This window comes from Desulfosporosinus sp. FKA (assembly GCF_002196785.1).
In the GTDB taxonomy this organism is placed as follows: domain Bacteria; phylum Bacillota; class Desulfitobacteriia; order Desulfitobacteriales; family Desulfitobacteriaceae; genus Desulfosporosinus; species Desulfosporosinus acididurans.
Genome location: NZ_NAHZ01000032.1, coordinates 259,093 through 279,368 on the forward strand (window position 1 = coordinate 259,093; position 20,276 = coordinate 279,368).

Here is a 20,276-nt window from a genome sequence, read left to right on the forward strand (position 1 = left end):
GGAGAAGGGGGGCAATCCCCCTTCTTTTAATTTTTAAACTGACAGTAGGAGGAACATTATGCACAGCATCACAGAGCTTCTGCAACAGCTCGTGTATGGACTGTCACTCGGAAGCATTTATGCCTTAATTGCTTTAGGGTACACCATGGTTTACGGAATCGTTAAGCTCATTAATTTCGCCCATGGCGACGTCATGATGGTTGGCGCTTACATGGGTTGGCTTGCAATCACAGTATTCCACTTTCCCTTTTTCCCAGCAATTCTCTTTGCGATGATCGTGGCAGCGATCGCCGGAATTATTATTGAACGGGCAGCGTATAAGCCTTTGCGCAACGCAACTCGTATTGCTGCTCTTATTACTGCTATTGGTGTTTCCTTGTTTCTTGAATACGGCGGCATGCTGGTTGTCGGGGCGCAAATGCGCACCTACCCCAACGTTTTTCCTGAGACTATGTATAAAATTGGAGGAATTACTTTTAAGTTTGGGGACATTGTCATGCTGGTGACCGCTATCGTACTCATGCTCTTACTTCACTTCACGGTTCAATATACGAAGATTGGTAAAGCTATGCGTGCTTCTTCATTTGATATGGAAGCTGCTCTTTTGATGGGTGTAAACGTCAACACAACGATCTCTGCTACATTTGCTATAGGTTCAGCCCTGGCTGCTGCAGCAGGTGTTCTGTACGGAATTTATTTCAACTCTATTGACCCATTGATGGGTATCACTCCGGGATTGAAGGCTTTTGTTGCGGCTGTTTTGGGAGGAATCGGGATTATCCCCGGGGCGATGGTCGGAGGGCTGGTTCTGGGTGTCACCGAGTCTCTCGTCAGTGGTTTTGGAGCTTCGACCTGGCGTGATGCCGTGGCCTTCTTAATCTTGATTCTTGTTCTGATTATCAAGCCAAGCGGGCTCTTTGGGAAAAATCTGCGGGAGAAAGTGTAGGTGAAAAGAGTGAGTATTCTTAACCGAAAAAATGCCTTGACGTTGTTCCTCGTTATTGTGATTTATGCTGTCATTCAGGGCTTGATCGTCACCGACATTTTACCTCCCCTTTATACGTCTACCCTGATTCAGGTCTGTATTTATGTGATTTTAGCAGCAAGCCTGAATTTAATTAACGGAATTACCGGACAGTTTTCCATCGGTCATGCGGGCTTCATGGCTATCGGAGCCTACTTTGCCGGGATTGTAAGTGTCAAATTCCATGGCCCCTTATTTCTGGCCCTACTCGCAGGTGGTATTGTAGCAGCAGTGGCCGGTTTCATTGTTGGTTTGCCAACGTTGCGTCTGCGAGGAGATTATTTGGCGATTGCCACACTTGGATTGGGCCAGATCGTCATGATTATCTTCCAAAATATTGACTATTTTGGTGGAGCGGCAGGTATGCAAGTCGGCCGCCACGTCAATTGGTCATGGGCTTTTTGGGGGACAATCATTAGCCTTGTCGTAATCCACAACTTTGTTAATTCCACTCATGGGCGGGCTTGTATCTCTGTGCGCGAGAATGAGATTGCTGCCGAAGCAATGGGGGTTAATACAACGAAATACAAAGTTCTAGCCTTTACCTTGGGTGCTTTTTTCGCCGGTGTTGCCGGTGGTATCTATTCGAATTATATGTATTTTATTCAACCCACGACGTTTAACTTCCTAACGTCATTCAACATTCTTGTTATGGTAGTGCTTGGAGGGTTAGGCAGCATGACAGGCAGCATTCTAGGTGCATTAATTATGACAGTTTTAAATGTGGCTTTGTCAGGGATTCCATCGCTGCGGATGGTTATTACAGCCCTTCTTCTCATCATCATGATGTTATTCCGGCCTTCGGGTTTAATGGGGACGAAGGAGTTCAACCTAAATTTCCTGGAGAAGAAGGAGGAGAGAACCGTTGCTTAAAATTGAAAGTCTCTCCAAATCCTTTGGCGGGCTTAAAGCTGTTTCAAATCTAAATATAGACATTAAGGACGGCGAGCTGATTGGCTTGATTGGGCCTAACGGTGCCGGGAAAACAACCGTATTTAATTTAATCACGGGAGTTTATGAACCCACGGAAGGGGAAATCTTGTTTCGGGAACGTAAGATCGGCGGCCTCAAACCATATCAAGTAACCCACAGAGGGATAGCCCGTACGTTTCAGAACATTCGCTTGTTTGCTGATTTGACTGTTATCGACAATGTAAAGATCGCTTACCATCAACACGCCAAGTACAGCTCTCTAGGAGCAATCCTGCGGTTACCCAGTTATTTCAAAGGGGAGGCCGAGATGGAGAATAAGGCCCTGGAACTGTTGAAGGTCTTTCATCTTGAGAGCAAAGCCAAAGAGGCTGCTAAAAACCTCCCTTACGGTGAACAACGAAGGCTGGAGATAGCAAGAGCGTTGGCTGCGGAACCTAAGCTTTTGCTTCTTGATGAACCGGCGGCCGGTATGAATCCTCAAGAGACACATGAATTAATGGAACTCATCCGCTGGATCCGCGATACTTTTAAGCTTACTATTTTACTGATTGAACACGATATGTCCTTAGTCATGGGAGTCTGTGAACGGATTTATGTTCTAGACTATGGAACAATCATCGCTCAGGGCGGTCCGGATGAGATTAAGTCCAATCCGAAAGTCATTGAAGCTTACCTGGGAGAGGAGGCCATCTAATGTTAGTGCTTGAAGATGTCCATGTTTATTATGGAGCCATTCACGCTTTAAAGGGGATCTCCCTCCAGGTAAACCAAGGGGAAATTGTCACGCTGATCGGATCCAATGGAGCCGGAAAGAGTACATCTCTAAAAACAATTTCTGGCTTGCTGCGCCCGAAACAAGGAAAAATTAGTTTTAATGGTGAAGATTTAGCCAAGATTCCACCACAGAAAATTGTGGCCAAGGGTATTTCCCAAGTTCCCGAGGGCCGCCGGATTTTTGCCAATATGACTGTTTCGGAAAACCTTGATATGGGTGCTTATCTGCGCAAAGACAAAAGCGGCATCAAGCAAGATGTAGAGAGAGTTTTTGAACTTTTCCCACGTCTCAAGGAGCGTAAAAGCCAAGTCGCAGGCACCCTGTCCGGCGGAGAACAGCAAATGCTGGCTATGGGGAGAGCCTTGATGTCCAGGCCGCAGCTGCTGTTGCTCGATGAACCATCTATGGGACTTGCTCCTATTTTAGTTAAGCAGATTTTTACGATCATCCAGGAAATCAATGCTCAAGGCACTACTATTTTATTAGTGGAGCAGAATGCACATATGGCCTTGTCGATTGCCAACCGCGCCTATGTTTTAGAGACCGGTAAGATCGTTTTGGGCGGACAAGCTCAGGATTTGGCCGCAAGTGAAGATGTTCGCAAAGCTTATCTGGGGGGGTGAGCTTTCCCATCTTGCCTTAGGTTTGCATAATAATATGGAGTTATAATATTTAACGGGATTCCTTATGGAGTCCCGTTAATATTTTTTGTGATAAATTTAAGACGGTATCAGCGTTTTGGATATCCATTTGAACTTGGAGCCATAAATTCACTTGCTTTATGATGTTTATGCCAAATTGGAAATACGATAAAGGGCTTCAAGAAGATCATCCTTATCGCTGAAAAATTTAACATAATTCCAGAAAGTCAGGAGATAATAGCGAGTGGAAATCTAAAATTTTAGATGGAGGGTTACAACAATGGATAATAACTCTGCTTTAGGACAACAAAACATGAATAGGGCTCAAGAATTTGAGCAAAAAGCACAAGAAGCTGCTTCGGGAGAGCAAAAGGCTAGAAACTTTAATGCTCAGAATTCAAGTGATCAGAATAATCAACAAGGTCAGTTTGGGAGCATGAATCAGCAAGTATCGGGGAACCAATCTATGATGATGAATACCACAAATAGTCAACAAGATGTTCAAAGAGCCCAGGAGTTTGAACAACAAGCACAGCAAGCTGCCATGGGAGAGCAGAAAGCAGATAGCTTTAATGCCCAGAATTCTGATCAGTGAACTCGTTCAGCTAAAGCTGAACATCGAGACTTCGGTGGGGGACTCTACCGTTAATCTATTATTAATAGAATAAACGACAAAATGATGCATCTAAAAGGATAGTAAGGTTATCTTCAAGTAACTAATTGAAGATAACCTTAACTTTTTGGCGAATAATTATTAACACCCATAAATAACCTGCTTTAATGTCTTTTTCGGTCTAAGAGCCACTATATATAGAGGTATATAGTGGCTGCTGTAAAACTTGTGATGTTAGTTAATACATTGATGCTTATTTCGGCTGCGGTGGTTTGATTTGAGGAGTTGGATTACTTTTTTGGGGAGAAGATGGAGGATTACCTTGATCAAACGTACTCATGTTTTGACACTCCTTTAAATTCAATTTGAATTATTCTTTGCAATAACTAAATTTCTAAACCTAGATTCAATCTGCCAATTTCCGGTGATCTATATATTAAGTGCGAACCATCACACGTCATGTTTACAGACATGCTTAAGACTAAGCTAATTAGGCAGATACCGTGACAATTAAAAACCCTCATACTAGTACCAAAGGAATATTATCTTCACTAGAGAATAGAACAATACAAGGGGGATAATATGAGCGGTTTTGGTTTATCAGTGGAAGAAATTGAAAAGCTGTTAGGCGGTAAAGTAATAAATGCGGAAGTTATTGCAGAGGTAATAGCCAAAAACAATAAATGTATCGAATTGGATATCGAAGAGAAAAATAAGAGATTTTATGAGTGTGTTAAGCGTATGGTTGATCTTGAATTATTGTATTGATCAAATCAAATATAATGCAATGAGTGTCGCGGAATAGACGAAAGGTTCCAGATTTCTTCAAGAATTCTTGATAGAGTAATCACATAAACATCACAATTTGTTAAGACCATAACGATATGTTTCAGTTATTATAAAATTATACTCATAACAGTTAATATGCCCAAGCTAAATAAAAATCGGAGATTAAATTTATGTCTAACAAAGAAAAGTTTGGAGAAGAATTAATAAAAGAGGAAATCTATAAGGCAATAAGAGAAATCGAGGAGTTGCTTCTTACTCTGATCGAGTTGAAAGAAGATGATTTAAATATGGATTTTGAAACTACTGCCGCCAGTCTTGGATTAGGTGAATTTCAATTTCTGAAAATGTATCTGGAATCACTTATGTCCCCGAAAAGTGGCAATACGTTGGTAAGAGAAGCAGCAAATTAAGTCTTTTATATAAATAATTATTATCGATAACATACTGTTTACCTATGGACGAAGCGTGGTGGCAATGATACTCTTTATATAACACCTTTTACCATACTCTTGCACCTTAAATTTTCCTCTTCGACTTCCATCGGTAAGGATGGGAGTTCTTTTTTGTCAAAAACGGTTCACAGAAATAGCATAAGTTGAAGTTAAGATGTTTTGTATCGTATGCGCTGTATAATTAATAAAAAGCCGGAGAGAATATTCAATGTTACTGGAACTCTTTTTACTTAAATACTCCCACCAACGGTGCTGGGAGTATTCTTCTTCGCGGGAATAACCTCTTGTCCTCTTGTTGGGATAAGGGGTTTGTTAGTTTTCGAAGCTCTTGCCGTTATATATTAGACACTAGGGAATAGTTGCTCTATACTTATATTTAGAGTTGACCGAATTGGAGTTTTAAATAGAGCAAACCATGTTTGAATTCTGGACACTATTTTTTCTAAGGTGGTATTAAAATGCTTCTGCAGCTATTTTTTAAATTGGCTCAGAATATAAGTGTCATTGTAACTATTTCATTTCTTTTGAGTAAGACTCGGATCTTTAAAAAAGCCATGAAATTAAAAAATAATCTCTGGGAAAAGCTCTTATTAATTTCAGTTTTTAGTGCTATTGGAATTATGGGTACATACACGGGAGTTTCAATCAAGGGCGCTTTAGCTAATTCGCGGGTTGTTGGTGTTGTGGTTGGCGCTTTAATCGGAGGGCCGGTTGTCGGGATTGGAGCGGGGATCATAGCGGGGCTTCACCGTTACTTAATTGGAGGTTTTACAGCGGCTGCCTGCGGATTAGCTACAGTAGCAGAGGCCTGTACAGCGGCTTGGTATGCTCGAAAGAGAAGCTCCAAAGATTTTTCCTGGAAGTTTGGACTTATCATTGGGGTACTGACTGAGACGCTGCAAATGTTAATTATCCTGGCGATCGCCCGCCCTTTTTCGGCAGCCTGGGATTTAGTCAGTGCTATTGGACTGCCTATGATTGTCATGAATTCTGTTGGAATTGCTATCTTTGTTGTCATAGCTCGAAACTCCCTTGAGGAAGAGGAAAGAGCCGGAGCTTTACAGGCCCAAAAGGCTTTAGAAATCGCTAAAATTACCTTGCCTATTTTAAGTAAAGGTTTAGACGAGTATACAGCCAAACAGGTTGCTCAGCTAATATATGACCGTGTGGAAGTCGAAGCGGTGGCACTGACAAACAAAGAAGTGATTTTAGCCCACGTGGGAAATGGTTGTTCTCATCATTTAGTTGGTACCCCGATAATGACTGAGGCTACCAAAGAGGCTTTGAATGCCGGCGAAATGAAATTGGCTCTGGACAAGGAGCAGATCGGCTGCCCAAATAAGGACTGTACGTTACGCTCCGCAGTAATTGTTCCTTTATTCAGCCGTGGAGCAGTGAGCGGTTCCTTAAAACTCTATCAGGACCGTGAACGTGGCATTGGAAGTGTTGAGATTCAGCTGGCTCAAGGATTGGCGGGTTTGTTTTCCACACAATTGGAATTGGCAGTCTTGGAGGAGCAGGCGAAATTAATCAGTAAAGCTGAGCTTAAAGCACTTCAGGCTCAGATTAACCCCCACTTCCTCTTTAATGCTCTAAATACAATTGTGGCCCTCGTGCGGACGGATGGCGAAAAGGCCAGAAAGCTGCTTATACAATTGGGCGAATTTTTTCGCAAGAATATTCAACGTGGAGACAAATTTGTAACTCTACGGCAAGAGCTTGAGCATATTAGGGCTTACCTGACTATTGAACAGGCGCGCTTTGGTGATAATCTTAAAGTAGTTGAAAACATACAAGCAGAGGCGGAAGATTGGCAATTACCGGCTTTAACATTACAGCCGCTTGTGGAAAACGCAATTAAGCATGGGATTTATCCCAAAATTGAAGGTGGTACTGTAGATATTAGCTGCTGGGTTGAGGATAATGCTCTGCGGGTCGTAATTAGTGATGACGGAGTGGGAATTGAAGCGGAAAGGCTCGAAGAAATCTATCAAAAGAAGGGCAATTCCAGTCAAGGAATGGGACTGGGGCTGAGCAATGTGAACGATCGATTAAAATATCTCTACGGTTCCGGCCTTTTAATAGAAAGTGAACAAGGGAAGGGAACACGGATTTTGTTTAGTATTCCCAGTTGAAAGGTGAGGAGAAAATGATGCGGGCGTTTATTGTTGATGACGAGGCTTTATCCCGGGATGAACTAAGGTATCTGCTGGAACAGGAGGAGGATGTTTCTATTGTGGGGATGGCTCGTAACGGGCGAGAAGCTCTGGAGTTGATTCCCCAAATGCATCCTGACGTTGTTTTTTTGGATATACAGATGCCGGATTTATCCGGTTTGACTGTGGCGCGTGAACTGCTGACTGCGATGGCACCGCATGACGTTCCCCTGTTTGTCTTTGCCACAGCCTTTGATCAACACGCCCTGGAAGCGTTTGAGGTTAATGCTATTGACTATATCCTTAAACCCTTCAGCGATGAACGTTTGCAAAATACACTTGAGCGCTTGCGCAGCTTCTTGGAAAAGGTCGGAGATTCTGATAGGCTCGAAAAGAATAAACTTGATCGAATCTTGAACCTCCTGGAGAAGCCTTCAGGTCAGGCGAAACTTCCGGTAGAAGAGAATGAACGGATTATACTTTTGGAAGCAAATAAGATTATTTATGCCTGGGCGGAAGATCGGCGTGTTTTAGTGAAGACAGACACGACCACTTATAAAACAGGATATAGTTTGAGTGAACTGGAAGCAAAATTGGGTTTATTGCAAACGCATAAGAGTTACTTAGTTAACAAAGATATGGTTCGGGAAATCGTGCCTTGGTTTAACGGGACTTACAATTTAATTATGTCAGATTCGGAAAAATCACAAGTACCGGTTAGTCGAACCTACGTAAAATCTGTGCGCTCCGCGCTGAAATTTTAGCAGATCGCTATTGATCCGAGTTCACTCAAGTGATCTATAATCTTATCAAAGAAAACGTGCCCTTTAGGCGCGTTTTTTTACGTCTTGGTCAAAGATTTCTCCGCTTTTAAAAAAAGTCTGCTATGATAAAAACACAGTGGCCGCTGTAAATATTCTTTAGGAATCTAAGATAATTAAAAATTGGTACTAATAATTACTCAAAATTCCCAATATTTCGTTTGCTTTAGAAGAATTTAGAAAGGAAGGGTTAAGTATGCATGCGATTTATCTCGTCATTGCTGCCGCCTGTATATTACTGATTGGCTACCGCCTTTATGGAACGTTTATGGCCTCCAAAGTTCTGGCCATTGACCCTCGGATAGTTACACCGGCTAAACGTTTGGAAGATGGGCATGACTTTGTGCCGACGAATCGCTGGGTCGCATTTGGTCATCACTTCGCGGCAATCGCTGCCGCCGGACCTTTAGTAGGACCGGTTTTGGCTGCTCAATTTGGCTACCTGCCTGGTACCTTGTGGATTCTGATTGGAGGAGTCCTGGGAGGAGCAGTCCATGATATGGTGGTTCTGTTTGCTTCAATCAGGCACGATGGTCAATCTCTACCTCAGATTGCTAAAAAGGAAATAGGTCCTGTAACAGGGGCTGCGGCATCATTAGCGGTATTATTCATCTTGATTATTACGATGGCCGGCTTGTCAATTGTTATTGTTAGTTCTTTGAATACCAATCCCTGGGGGGCCTTCACAGTTGCCATGACGATTCCCATCGCCATCTTTATTGGAATTTATATGCGTTACCTGCGCCCGGGAAAATTGGGTGAGGCATCCGTAATTGGAGTTGCGCTTATTCTTCTGGCAGTGGCACTCGGGCCCATGATAAAGAGTTCAGCTTTAGCTCCTTACTTTAATTACAGTGTTCATGCTATCGAAATTGCTCTCCCTGTCTATGCCTTTGTCGCCGCGGCTTTGCCTGTTTGGCTCCTTTTGGCGCCGCGCGATTATTTAAGTTCTTATCTTAAGATTGGCACAATCGGTGCCTTGGCTCTGGGAATCATATTTGTGAATCCCGTACTGCAAATGCCGCCTGTAACAAAGTTCATCAACGGCGGCGGCCCAATAATTGCTGGTAAAGTCTGGCCCTTTGTCTTTATCACCATTGCTTGCGGAGCCATGTCCGGTTTCCATAGCTTAATTGCTGCCGGGACGACACCGAAAATGCTGGAAAGTGAAAAAGATATTAAGATTGTTGGCTTTGGCGCGATGCTTATGGAATCTTTCGTCGCCATTATGGCTATGATTGCCGCATCCGTTCTCCCAGTAGGGGATTACTTTGCAATTAATACCACACCGGCAGTTTTTGCTCACCTTGGCATGCATGTTGACAAATTACCCATGCTTTCCAATCTTATTGGGTTGAATGTCGCAGGCCGTCCCGGTGGATCAGTTTCTTTAGCAGTCGGAATGTCTTATGTATTTAGCAGCATACCTGGTTTAAGTCATTTAGTTGCATACTGGTATCAATTCGCTATCATGTTTGAAGCCGTATTTATTCTCACTGCAGTAGATGCAGGAACGAGAGCAGCGCGCTATGTTGTTCAAGATATGATCGGCGTTGTCATTAAACCTTTTAAAAAGATTACCTGGTGGCCGGGTGCTGTCATCAGTGCAGCTCTTGTCTCATTCGCTTGGGGTTATCTCTTGTATGGCGGGAATATTTCCACAGTTTGGCCGCTCTTTGGAGTTTCGAACCAACTGCTCGCTTCATTAGCTATGGTGGTCGGTACGTCGATTATTTTAAAGAGCACCGGGCGAATCTCCTATGCCCTTACCACCTTTATCCCATTTGTTTTTCTGTTCATAACGACCTTGGATGCCTCCTACTTTAATGTCACAAAAGTTTATCTGCCTCAACACATGACCTTAAATGTTATTCTTTCCGTCATTATGGCAATTTTGGCTTTGATCATCGTTGCCGATGCTTTTGTTAAATGGGCAGCCTTGATAAGAGATAAGAAAACGCTTGAGAGCCAAAGACTCCGACATCAAGAAATCGTTAAAGATCTTGCAGCGAAGTAATTGAGGTGGCGAACAATGTGGACAATCTCTCCGGAGGCTCTGGCTTTTCTTGAGAAAAGAGAAGTCGCGACGATTTCAGTAGATATGCCGATAATTGTTAATGGATGCTGCCTCCAGATTTCTGAGCCGCCCCCTGTGTATTTGGGTGAGCTCAAGGTGAGAAAAGGGTTAAAGGTCCCTGCAGGATCTTATACGACATTGGAAGTCCAAGGGATTAAACTCAATGTTCCCTCTCATTTACGCAACATGAATCTTGTGATTGATTTGACTCGCTTTTTTCGCAGAGAGAAATTGGTCATCGAAGGATGGAATCTTTGCTAGGTATTGAAGATTCGTTCTCGTGAACAAAATTAATTTAATGCAGAAAAAGTATTGACAGAAAGAAATAAATGGATTAAAATCAATCCCAATACAACGTTCGAAATACACTTCAACACGATGAAGGGAAGTCCCAGTCTTAAGCCGTTTAGAGAGCTGGCGGTTGGTGCAAGTCAGTCTGCTAAGTCTAAGGATTCCATCCCGGAGTGGCCAATGATGAATTGTGACGGGTTCCGCCCGATAGCGCGGACAAAAGTTGGCCGATTTAGGCAACATGGGTGGCAACGCGGGAATAACCTCTCGTCCCTTTAAGGGATGAGAGGTTTGTTTGTGTTTATAGCGTTTATTTCCTATGCTCTTAACTGGCTTGAACTTGGGTGGCACCGCGGAATTCCCGCCCCAATGAAGGGGCGGGTTTTGTTGTTTTCTGGACATCCAGTATATTACAATTTAATTAAAATATTTAAGAAAAGGAGAGTTGTGTAAATTGTTAACGAAAAATTGTAATAGCAGTAATAGGTAGTGACACGCAGTAATACGCAATATTACGCAGTGGTAGGTAGTAATAGGCAGTGATAGTAGTGAGAGATAACAATAGATACTGACAATAGTGATAATGAGAAAGTTAAATTTGAGGATAGAATAAAAGGAGGATTATTTCATGGCAAGAATATACAATTTTTCAGCAGGTCCGGCCGTATTACCGGAAGAGGTGTTGAAAGAAGCAGCAGAAGAGATGTTGGATTATAACGGTACAGGTATGTCCGTTATGGAGATGAGTCACCGGTCAAAAGCCTTTGAAGAAATAATTACGGATGCTGAGAAAACATTAAGAGATTTAATGAACATTCCGGAGAATTACAAGGTATTGTTCCTCCAAGGCGGAGCATCCCAACAATTCGCGATGATTCCAATGAACTTGATGAAGAATAGAGTAGCAGATCACATTAATACCGGGCAATGGGCTAAAAAGGCCATCGCCGAAGGCAAAATTTATGGCAAAATCAATGTCATCGCTTCTTCTGAGGATAAGATGTTTTCCTATATACCTGACCTCAAGAACCTGGCAATATCCGATGATGCTGATTATGTGTATATTTGCCATAACAACACAATCTATGGCACAAAATATAATCAGTTACCAGAAACAGGCGGCAAGATCTTAGTTGCGGATATGTCCTCGGATATTCTTTCAGAACCGGTTGACGTCACGAAATATGGCATCATTTTTGCCGGCGTTCAGAAAAATATTGGCCCCGCAGGAGTTGTGGTCGTTATTATTCGCGAAGATCTGATTACCGATGATGTCTTGCCCGGGACGCCGACAATGTTAAGATATAAGACCCATGCCCAAAACAAATCCCTTTATAATACCCCTCCTGCCTACGGTATCTATATCTGCGGCAAAGTATTTAAGTGGGTTCAAAAGTTAGGCGGTCTTGAGGCTATGAAGAAACGAAACGAGGAGAAGGCAGCGATCTTGTATAACTATCTCGATTCAAGCAAACTGTTTAAGGGAACTGTCGTCAAGAAGGATCGTTCGCTCATGAATGTGCCCTTTGTTACGGGTTCAGAGGAACTTGACGCTAAATTTATCAAAGAATCAAAGGCAGCCGGCTTTGAAAACTTAAAAGGGCATAGAACCGTTGGCGGGATGAGAGCGAGTATTTATAATGCTATGCCTATCGAAGGTGTTAAAAAGCTCGTGGAATTTATGAAAAAGTTTGAGGACGAAAACAAGCAGCTTTAGTGAACTCGCTTACTCTAAGCTGAACATCGGGACTTCAGATACAATAATGTCCAGTGGCCATTATTGCTGGCCATTATTGCCGAGCCGCCTTTCCCAAGAGGAATACTTAGCGGCGAAGGAGGACTCTACCCTACCTGAAGTTAACGAAGGACCCACCCCCACTTATAAAAGCGGGGCCTAAAAAATGGATAAAAGCAGATTTGAGAAGGAGTCGATGAAACAATGTTTAAGATTAATCGGTTAAATAATATAGCCCATGTAGGCTTGGACTTACTCACGGACAATTATGAGATGGTGGAGGGCCTTAATGCTGCCGATGCGGCACTTGTCAGGAGCGCAAATCTTCATGAAATAGAACTGCCGAATTCTTTGAAGGCTATAGCCCGAGCCGGAGCCGGAGTTAATAATATTCCTCTCGATAAATGTGCTGAAAAAGGAATTGTTGTTTTTAATACACCGGGCGCGAATGCCAATGGAGTCAAAGAGATTGTAATCGCCTCATTGATTCTTGCTTCTCGTGACCTTCTGGGAGGAATAAACTGGGTGACTTCTGTTAAGGAGGAGCCCGAGGTTGCCAAACTCGTGGAAAAAAATAAAGCTAAGTTCGTAGGAACTGAAATTAAAGGTAAAAAACTAGGGGTAATCGGATTGGGAGCCATCGGAGTTATGGTTGCCAATGTGGCCATTAAACTGGAAATGGAAGTCTACGGCTATGATCCCTTTATTTCTGTGGGCTCTGCCTGGAAACTTTCAAAGTATATTAAGCCAAGTAAATCTTTGGAAGAGATCTATCGTGAGTGTGATTTTATTACGGTTCATGTACCCTTAACCGATACGACCAAGGGTATGTTCAATCAAGACGCTTTCGCCCTAATGAAGGATGGAGTTAAACTTCTTAACTTCTCCAGAGATACTTTGGTTAATGATGACGACATCATCGCAGCTTTAGATTCAGGCAAAGTTGGCAAATATGTAACAGATTTTCCCAATCCTAAAGTGGTTGGACATCAAGGAGTTATCGCAATTCCTCACTTAGGAGCTTCGACGAATGAATCAGAAGATAATTGTGCCGTCATGGCAGTTGTTCAGCTGATGGACTATCTGGAAAATGGGAATATCAAAAACTCGGTCAACTTCCCCAATTGTGACATGGGAGTTTGTACTCAGGCAGAGCGTATTGCTATTCATCATCGCAATGTACCCAACATGTTAAGTCAATTTACCGCAGCGTTTGCCAAAGAAAACATTAATATTTCGGACATGATGAATAGGAGTAAAGGACAGTGGGCATATACCATGCTCGATATCGAACCTCCTTCCAATCCTGACATTATTAAGAGAATCGAAGACATTGATGGGGTTTTGAGAATCAGGGTCATTAAGTAATTCCACCTATTTACACTTCGATAAGCAGAAGAACATGTTTAAACACAATAGGAATACTAAGCGGTGAAGGAGGACTCTACCCCACCTGAGGCTAACGGAGGCCCCCCCACTTAGAAGAATTAACTTGAGGGGACCATTTTTGATCCCCTTGAATTTTTCCCATTGGAGAATAATCGTGAAATTTAATAATACTAGAAGCAACGAATAAGAATTTATAGGAATGGAGGAATTGTACTTTGGCTGCAATCAAACCTTTTAAAGCTGTAAGACCCCGAGAAGATATTGCCGGCAGAGTCGCTGCACTGCCGTATGACGTTTATAATCGAGAAGAAGCTCTGGCTGAAGTCTTAAAAGAACCGTTCTCTTTTTTGAAGATTGACAGAGCTGAAACTCAATTTGCCGAGGACTTCAACCCGTATGATGCAAAAGTGTATGAAAAAGCGAGAGATATCCTCCAAAAAATGATCAGCGAAGGTATCTTCATCAAGGAGAGCAAGGACTGTTACTATATCTACGAGTTAACGATGAACGGCCGTTCCCAGGCGGGTCTTGTTGGCTGTGCCTCGATTGATGATTATCTGCATAACGTTATCAAAAAGCATGAGAAAACGCGGGAAGAGAAAGAAATTGACCGCATCAATCATGTGGATAGTTGCAATGCTCAGACCGGTCCAATATTTTTGGCGTATCGTTCCCAAAAAACTATTAATGACATAGTGGAGAAAATAAAAAGGGAAAAGCCAATATATGATTTTATCGCTCCTGACCGAATTAAGCATACAGTATGGAAAATTGCTAACGAGACTGATATCGAAAAGCTCGAAAGAGAATTTAGAAAGATCGAAAGTGTCTATATCGCGGATGGTCATCATCGCACGGCTTCCGCAGTAAAAGTCGGACTAAAACGAAGAGAAGCCAATCCCAATTATACCGGAGAAGAGGAGTTTAACTTTTTTCTCTCCGTGCTGTTTCCCCATGACCAGTTGATGATCTTAGATTACAACCGTGTGGTCAAAGATTTAAACGGTTATACGAAAGAAGAGTTTCTCAACGCTGTGAGTCAATCATTTTTAATCGAAAATATTGGCCAAGACCCCTATAAACCAACAGAAAAGGCTGCATTCGGGATGTACTTGGAAGGAGTCTGGTATAAGTTAACCGCCAAGAAGGAGATTCGCTCAGATGACCCGGTTGAGGGGCTTGACGTTTCTTTACTGCAGAATTATCTATTGACACCTATTCTGAAGATAAAGGATATTCGGACAGACAAGAGAATTGATTTTGTCGGCGGAATAAGGGGCCTTAAGGAACTTGAAAGAAGGGTCAATAGTGACATGAAGGTCGCCTTCGCAATGTACCCAACCTCTATTAATGAATTGCTTAATGTATCCGATGCAGGTCAACTAATGCCGCCAAAGTCGACCTGGTTTGAACCGAAACTCAGGAGCGGATTATTTATTCATGAACTGGACTAAGATAATTATTTCGCCCAAGCACCGAACAAACTCCTCGTGGAATATTTTGGGATGTAGTCAAAATGAGGAGGGTGATATTTAATGTATCATTACGTTCGCAGAGGCGATACTTTGCATAAAATAGCTCAATGTCATGGAACTAGTGTGCGAAGACTTATATCTTTAAATCCACAGATTTCTAATCCAAATTATATCTATCCTGGGCAGCGAATTAGAGTTCATTAATTTTTGCAACGTGGAGGGTTTAAGCTCTCCACGTTGCATTTATATCGGGATTTTATCCAATCGTAAGACTCCCATTTCTTATAAGTGGGAGTCGGTCCCCCGTACTCTGCTTCGGTGGGGGTAAAGTTTTGTTTTCAGTTTTAACCCTAACCTCAACCTTCCCGTTATGTTGGCCTTTGTTTTTGATATTTAATTGAAGGAAAGAATCAATTAGGGTCGATACTCTCGTTCAAGGTCGTGGATTCTGGTTAAGGTCGGCGGATGATCATAGCTAAACCAGACTATGAACCCTGGAGGGTCTAGATCAGCTAAACTATTGCGTGCCAAATCTTCCTGAAGTTGAATTTCCGCTGGAAGGTTGCCGGTTAGCTCTAAGGAGAAATAATCGGCATTTCGTTCCATTTGTCTGGAAATGGCATTTTGAAGGGGGCTGCTTACAAAAAGGAGGAGAATAAGTGCAAGCTGCAAGGCGGCCCAGAGCTCTGGTGGTTTAGCGGAGTTTTTGGGCAGCCATGGCTTTAAGAGAAAGGTTAAGATACTAAAAACGATAAAACCGCCTGCCATTCCCAACAAAAGTCCGTGGGCAACATCGTTATGACGCCAATGTCCCATTTCGTGAGCAATAACAGCTTTGATCTCGGGAAGGGAATAATTTTTTAACAGAGTATCATAAATTACAATTCGTTTTGTACTGCCTACTCCGGTAAAATAGGCATTGGCAAAGGTCGTTTGTTTGCTGGCATCCATCTCGAGAACAGAGCCAACGTTTAATCCTGCCTTATGTGCAAGTTCATTAACCATGGAAGTAATGGCTGACTTAGGTAGAGGTTCAAAATGGTTGAAAATTGGGGATACGACAATGGGCCAAAAGAAATATTCCACAACGAGCCAAAGACTAAACAACAGTGAGCCGACTAACCACCAATAGCGGGATATTTTATTGACCAATAGGAAGAAAATAATCCCTCCTGCCAATGAGAGAACAAGATCAATACTTGTATTTTTTAGATAATCAATCCACCAAGCAACTTGACTTTGGGTACTAAAACCCCAGATTTTCTGCCAGTAGTATCCGCTGTAATATGAGAAAGGCAGAGAAATTAAAGTGCTTACAAGCCATATGGCAAGGATGGAAAGGACGGAAACTCCCCAATAATTTCGGCTAAGATTCCGGACACGCTGAAACAAAATGCGTCCTCTGGTACTAAAGAGCAGCCAGGTTAAAAAACCGATCTGCAAACACAAATGGACGATATAAACAATACGGGGAGCGTAATTGTATATTCTGGCCTTCTCTGCTAAAGCTAAAGAAAAATACTTGCTTATGGAAGGGTCGATTGGCCTGGGAAAGAGGGCGGAAATGAGATAGAGAAGCGCAAAGACCGCTGTTAAACTTAGAAGAAGGAACCAGGCTTGAGAAATGCGGCGGAAGCTGTTGCCGATCGTTATCATTTTTTATTACCTCCTTGCAACTTTGCTTGTATGTTATTATTATAGATCCAATTAGAGTAACAATGGAGGTTGAGAGAATTGAAAATTGCAAACGGCGTTGAAGCCCTTGAACTGACAGTTAATCTCATGGGGCGTCAAACAACCATTTATCCAGCACTATTTTGGGATAAAGACTCTGTAATTCTAGTAGATGCCGGTTTCCCGGGTTTAGAACCACAAATTAAGGAGGCTATTGAAAAAACCGGGGTTTCCTTTGATCGCTTGACCAAGGTTATTATAACTCATCAAGATATTGATCATATTGGTAGTTTACCGGAAATCTTGGCTTGTTCACAACAAAACGTTGAAGTATTAGCACATGAGGTTGAAAAGCCGTACATTCAAGGGGATAAGCCCCTGATTAAAGCGGATGCTGCGAAACGATCTAAACTCTTTGAAACGTTACCGGAAGAACAACGAAAACGACTTCAAGCGGTATTTTCCAACCCTCCGAAAGCTAAGGTTGACAGAACTATTGAAGATGGTGAAGAACTCCCCTATTGCGGCGGAATTATCGTCATCCATACACCAGGACATACTCCCGGTCATATCTGTTTGTATCATAAAGCAACTAAAACGTTGGTGACCGGAGATGCCCTTACTGCCGATGACGGTCTATTAGCGGGACCTAATCCCTCGGCTACTTACGATCTTGATGAAGCGAATACGTCAGTGAAGAAACTAGCTCAATTTGATATTGATAACGTTATTTGTTACCATGGGGGCGTATTTACAAATGATGTACAAAAGCGGATTTTACAGCTAGCTCTTTAATTGTAGAATAGCATTTGGCATGGACTAGGAGTTTTCGGCGAACGTGTCCACAGGACACGTTTGCCACCGAAGTTCCGATGTTCAGGTAAAAATGTATTTAAAATTATTGACAAATGTGTTAAAATACTTCAGGAGAAGATTCTCAAAATTACGACATTCTGTAACTGCGTTTTCCCAATATACATAAAATCTCCATTTAAGTTATCTTATCTCGAAAAATGTTCTGAAAAAAGGCAAAATATCTGAAAAGGTATGACGCAAAGCTATGGGTCTAAAGCAGGAAAGATCCTGCCATGATTGCCAGGTTGCCGGAGGCTTAAATATGGATGATGTCTTCCACCAATTACGGAAGGCCCGAGAAACAAAAGGAATAGAGTTAAAAGACGTTGAGGAAGTTACCAAAATTCGGACGAAGTATTTACAAGCTTTAGAAGAAGGGAACTTCGGAATCCTTCCGGGAGGAGTATACGCAATAGCCTATTTGCGTTCTTATGCACGTTTTCTTGGCTTAGATGCTGATAGTTTAGTGCATACCTATCGAATGAAGGTAAATGAGCCTAATTTGGAAACTAGGAGTGAAATTTCTCCTAAAAAAGAGACTGGCCTAATCTTTAGATTCTTGAAAGCAAATAGTTTGAGAGCTTTAAGACGATGACTTAAAACTTAAAAAACCAGCCCTTTGACCTATTAAGTAGGCAGAGGGCTGGTTTTTTAGAGCTGCATACCGAGACTTATCAGAAACTTATTAGCGTACAGCAGTAGATTTGACTATAATCTATTTCTCATTTGAACTATCTGGTTTATCTTCAGTCTTAGGATTTTGGCCAAACTCTCTGGGATCAAAAGGAGACCGTCCCTCTTCTCTGCCGAAATGGTGGGCAAACTGTCCGCCATGGAAGGGCGGATGACCGCCTCTCCGGTCACAATGCGGGCCAAAACCCCTGCCGTCAAAAGGCGGATGTCCATGTTCATGTCCATGCCAATGTGTTCCGGGTTCAATATTTCCGAATTGCTGTTCTAACTTATCAATAATACGACTTAGATAGTCGCTGAGAGCTGATTGCTCCTCTTGATTTAGACAGCTGAATAAGGATTCAGGATCTCCCTGCTGTTCATTTTGGTCAGATACCGTTTTTCCCGCTTCCGTCAGACGTACTTCCATAACACGGCGGTCAGTCTGGGAAGGGGTTCGGGTGATAAAACCGCTTCGCTCTAATTTTGCCAGCAATTCCCCCAAAGATTGGGAGCGAATATCCAAGATATCGGAGAGTTCTTTCTGACTAATTTCCGGCTTTAACTTCAGCAGTGCCAGAACCCGGCCTTGGCCTCGATGAGAGTCCCCCATAGGGCCATGGTGCCTGTGGTTGTGTTGATGATAGCGGTGAAGGAGCCATTCAAGGCGGACAAATTGATCGAATAAGTCTAACTCATTGTTAGTCATAATTAATCCTCGCTTTCTATAAGCAATTAATATTTAGTAAGGTACCTTATGAATAGAATTATAAAGGTACCTTACTAAATTGTCAACCATGACTTTCATAGACTCCTTGGTGTATGATATAAAGCATGAGCGTTCAAGCAGATATAAAGGAGATGATCTAGGGTGTTAACGTTGACGACACTCTATATAGTTCTGGTTGTTTTGCTGGCCAGTCTTTTACAGACCTTGACCGGGTTTGGTTATGCTTTGCTGGCGACCCCCTTGCTTACCTTGGTTATAGACACAAAGGAAGTCGTAATGTTTACGCTGGTAACCTCAACACTGATCAGTGTAATTATGATTTGCCGAACGGCCGGGAAAGCAAGGTTCCGTCAGTTGATCCTCCCTTTTGCAGCCAGCATCATGGGGATACTTCCCGGTTTGTATGTTATGAGGGTTATAAGTGAGAGTCTTTTAAAAGGCTTTGTTGGCATTGTTCTTATAGCGAGTTCCATTCTCATGACTAAAAGTTCCAGGATTAAAATCCGCCGCCAAGGATTGTTTAAGGTTGTTCTTGGTTTTATAAGCGGTTTTCTGACTGCCACAACCGGCCTGGGCGGACCGCCGATGGTTTTATGCATGATAGCGCTGAGTGAAGATAAAGAGCTGGTGAGAGCCAGCCTGGCACGCTTTTTCCTCCTTTCAAACATCGTAACCCTAAGTATGTCTTATTTTGCTCAAACGTTTCACTTGGAATACCTCAATTTCAATGTCTTGGTTGCCTGTCTGGTCATTTTCTTAGGCTACTGGATCGGCGAAAAGTTATTCGTTCGCCTTGATTTTCCGACCCTTAAAAAATTTGGCCTAAGCGTTATCTTGTTCAGCGGTCTGGCCATGTTCGCTCAATTTATACATTAGTTTAAAACTTTGTTCCAAAAGAAAGTTCATTAGAACTAGTCAAAAAGAGTTTCAGGGTTCCTTGATAGGAATTCTGAAACTCTTTTTAACCTCCATTGGGGTAACTGAGTAGTTGGTTATATTGAATGATTTGGCTATTTTGTTGAAAGTATAACTATGGTCTTCTTTGCAAGTTCTGCAAATGATCTTTAAGAAGTTTCCGAGAAAGTGAGCTCGTTCAGCTAAAGGTAAAATTGCTTAAAAGTTCCAAACGAAATCATAAGAAAGGGACGTATCTGATGGATAAAATCGATGACCT

The 20,276-nt window shown here is 42.4% G+C and carries 20 protein-coding genes and 1 riboswitch; of the genes, 18 read left to right on the top strand and 2 right to left on the bottom strand.

What is annotated here, in order from left to right; all coding sequences use genetic code 11:
* Positions 1-58: 58 nt before the first annotated feature.
* The 15 genes from B5771_RS18175 (at position 59) to B5771_RS18245 (ending at position 15,375) form a co-directional block, all read left to right on the top strand.
* On the top strand, positions 59-946 hold the full coding sequence (locus tag B5771_RS18175; protein ID WP_088188785.1) for a branched-chain amino acid ABC transporter permease: 888 nt from the start codon (positions 59-61) through the stop codon (positions 944-946).
* Positions 947-1,897 carry a branched-chain amino acid ABC transporter permease gene (locus B5771_RS18180; RefSeq protein WP_242966880.1) on the top strand — a complete coding sequence of 317 codons (951 nt, stop codon included), beginning with the start codon at positions 947-949 and terminating at the stop codon, positions 1,895-1,897. It abuts the gene before it with no gap.
* Positions 1,890-2,651, top strand: coding sequence for an ABC transporter ATP-binding protein (locus tag B5771_RS18185; protein ID WP_207652716.1), 762 nt, complete (start codon positions 1,890-1,892; stop codon positions 2,649-2,651). Before B5771_RS18180 ends, B5771_RS18185 begins: the two co-directional genes overlap by 8 nt.
* The gene (locus B5771_RS18190; RefSeq protein ID WP_088188787.1) at positions 2,651-3,355 is read left to right on the top strand and encodes an ABC transporter ATP-binding protein; all 705 of its coding nucleotides are present in this window, start codon (positions 2,651-2,653) and stop codon (positions 3,353-3,355) included. Before B5771_RS18185 ends, B5771_RS18190 begins: the two co-directional genes overlap by 1 nt.
* A 298-nt stretch (positions 3,356-3,653) precedes the next feature.
* Entirely contained in the window at positions 3,654-3,968 is a 315-nt protein-coding gene (locus B5771_RS18195; protein ID WP_088188788.1) for a hypothetical protein, read from the top strand.
* 600 nt (positions 3,969-4,568) lie between these two features.
* Complete coding sequence (locus tag B5771_RS18200; RefSeq protein WP_088188789.1) at positions 4,569-4,754, top strand: hypothetical protein; 186 nt, start codon at positions 4,569-4,571, stop codon at positions 4,752-4,754.
* A 191-nt stretch (positions 4,755-4,945) separates the two neighbouring features.
* Positions 4,946-5,185 carry a hypothetical protein gene (locus B5771_RS18205; RefSeq protein ID WP_088188790.1) on the top strand — a complete coding sequence of 80 codons (240 nt, stop codon included), beginning with the start codon at positions 4,946-4,948 and terminating at the stop codon, positions 5,183-5,185.
* A gap of 500 nt (positions 5,186-5,685) precedes the next feature.
* Positions 5,686-7,362, top strand: a complete 1,677-nt coding sequence (locus B5771_RS18210) for a sensor histidine kinase (RefSeq protein WP_047808832.1) — start codon at positions 5,686-5,688, stop codon at positions 7,360-7,362.
* Positions 7,363-7,376: 14 nt separating this feature from the next.
* A complete protein-coding gene (locus B5771_RS18215; protein WP_088188791.1) occupies positions 7,377-8,147 on the top strand; it encodes a LytTR family transcriptional regulator DNA-binding domain-containing protein in 771 nt (256 codons plus the stop codon).
* Positions 8,148-8,400: 253 nt separating this feature from the next.
* A complete protein-coding gene (locus B5771_RS18220) occupies positions 8,401-10,221 on the top strand; it encodes a carbon starvation protein A (protein ID WP_088188792.1) in 1,821 nt (606 codons plus the stop codon).
* A 15-nt stretch (positions 10,222-10,236) separates the two neighbouring features.
* Positions 10,237-10,542, top strand: a complete 306-nt coding sequence (locus tag B5771_RS18225; protein WP_047808829.1) for a hypothetical protein — start codon at positions 10,237-10,239, stop codon at positions 10,540-10,542.
* A 658-nt stretch (positions 10,543-11,200) separates the two neighbouring features.
* Positions 11,201-12,289 (top strand): 3-phosphoserine/phosphohydroxythreonine transaminase, encoded by a 1,089-nt coding sequence (serC, locus tag B5771_RS18230; RefSeq protein WP_088188793.1) that lies wholly within the window; start codon positions 11,201-11,203, stop codon positions 12,287-12,289.
* Positions 12,290-12,511: 222 nt separating this feature from the next.
* Complete coding sequence (locus B5771_RS18235; protein ID WP_088188794.1) at positions 12,512-13,675, top strand: phosphoglycerate dehydrogenase; 1,164 nt, start codon at positions 12,512-12,514, stop codon at positions 13,673-13,675.
* A 236-nt stretch (positions 13,676-13,911) separates the two neighbouring features.
* Positions 13,912-15,150 (top strand): DUF1015 family protein, encoded by a 1,239-nt coding sequence (locus tag B5771_RS18240; RefSeq protein WP_088188795.1) that lies wholly within the window; start codon positions 13,912-13,914, stop codon positions 15,148-15,150.
* An 81-nt stretch (positions 15,151-15,231) separates the two neighbouring features.
* Positions 15,232-15,375 (top strand): LysM peptidoglycan-binding domain-containing protein, encoded by a 144-nt coding sequence (locus B5771_RS18245; RefSeq protein WP_083995897.1) that lies wholly within the window; start codon positions 15,232-15,234, stop codon positions 15,373-15,375.
* A 210-nt stretch (positions 15,376-15,585) separates the two neighbouring features.
* Here B5771_RS18245 and B5771_RS18250 read toward each other — a convergent pair whose 3' ends face one another.
* The gene (locus B5771_RS18250) at positions 15,586-16,827 is read right to left on the bottom strand and encodes a M48 family metallopeptidase (RefSeq protein WP_088188796.1); all 1,242 of its coding nucleotides are present in this window, start codon (positions 16,825-16,827) and stop codon (positions 15,586-15,588) included.
* 78 nt (positions 16,828-16,905) lie between these two features.
* Here B5771_RS18250 and B5771_RS18255 point away from each other — a divergent pair, with 78 nt between their 5' ends.
* Both B5771_RS18255 and B5771_RS18260 read left to right on the top strand, forming a co-directional pair.
* On the top strand, positions 16,906-17,640 hold the full coding sequence (locus B5771_RS18255; protein WP_088188797.1) for an MBL fold metallo-hydrolase: 735 nt from the start codon (positions 16,906-16,908) through the stop codon (positions 17,638-17,640).
* Positions 17,641-17,862: 222 nt separating this feature from the next.
* A riboswitch (cyclic di-GMP riboswitch) is annotated at positions 17,863-17,953 on the top strand.
* Positions 17,954-17,962: 9 nt separating this feature from the next.
* Positions 17,963-18,295, top strand: coding sequence for a helix-turn-helix domain-containing protein (locus tag B5771_RS18260; RefSeq protein ID WP_088188798.1), 333 nt, complete (start codon positions 17,963-17,965; stop codon positions 18,293-18,295).
* 120 nt (positions 18,296-18,415) lie between these two features.
* Here B5771_RS18260 and B5771_RS18265 read toward each other — a convergent pair whose 3' ends face one another.
* Positions 18,416-19,081 (bottom strand): MarR family transcriptional regulator, encoded by a 666-nt coding sequence (locus B5771_RS18265; protein WP_088188799.1) that lies wholly within the window; start codon positions 19,079-19,081, stop codon positions 18,416-18,418.
* Between the two features lie 162 nt (positions 19,082-19,243).
* Between B5771_RS18265 and B5771_RS18270 the strand changes: the two genes are divergently transcribed.
* A complete protein-coding gene (locus B5771_RS18270; protein WP_088188800.1) occupies positions 19,244-19,978 on the top strand; it encodes a sulfite exporter TauE/SafE family protein in 735 nt (244 codons plus the stop codon).
* Positions 19,979-20,276 lie beyond the last annotated feature (298 nt).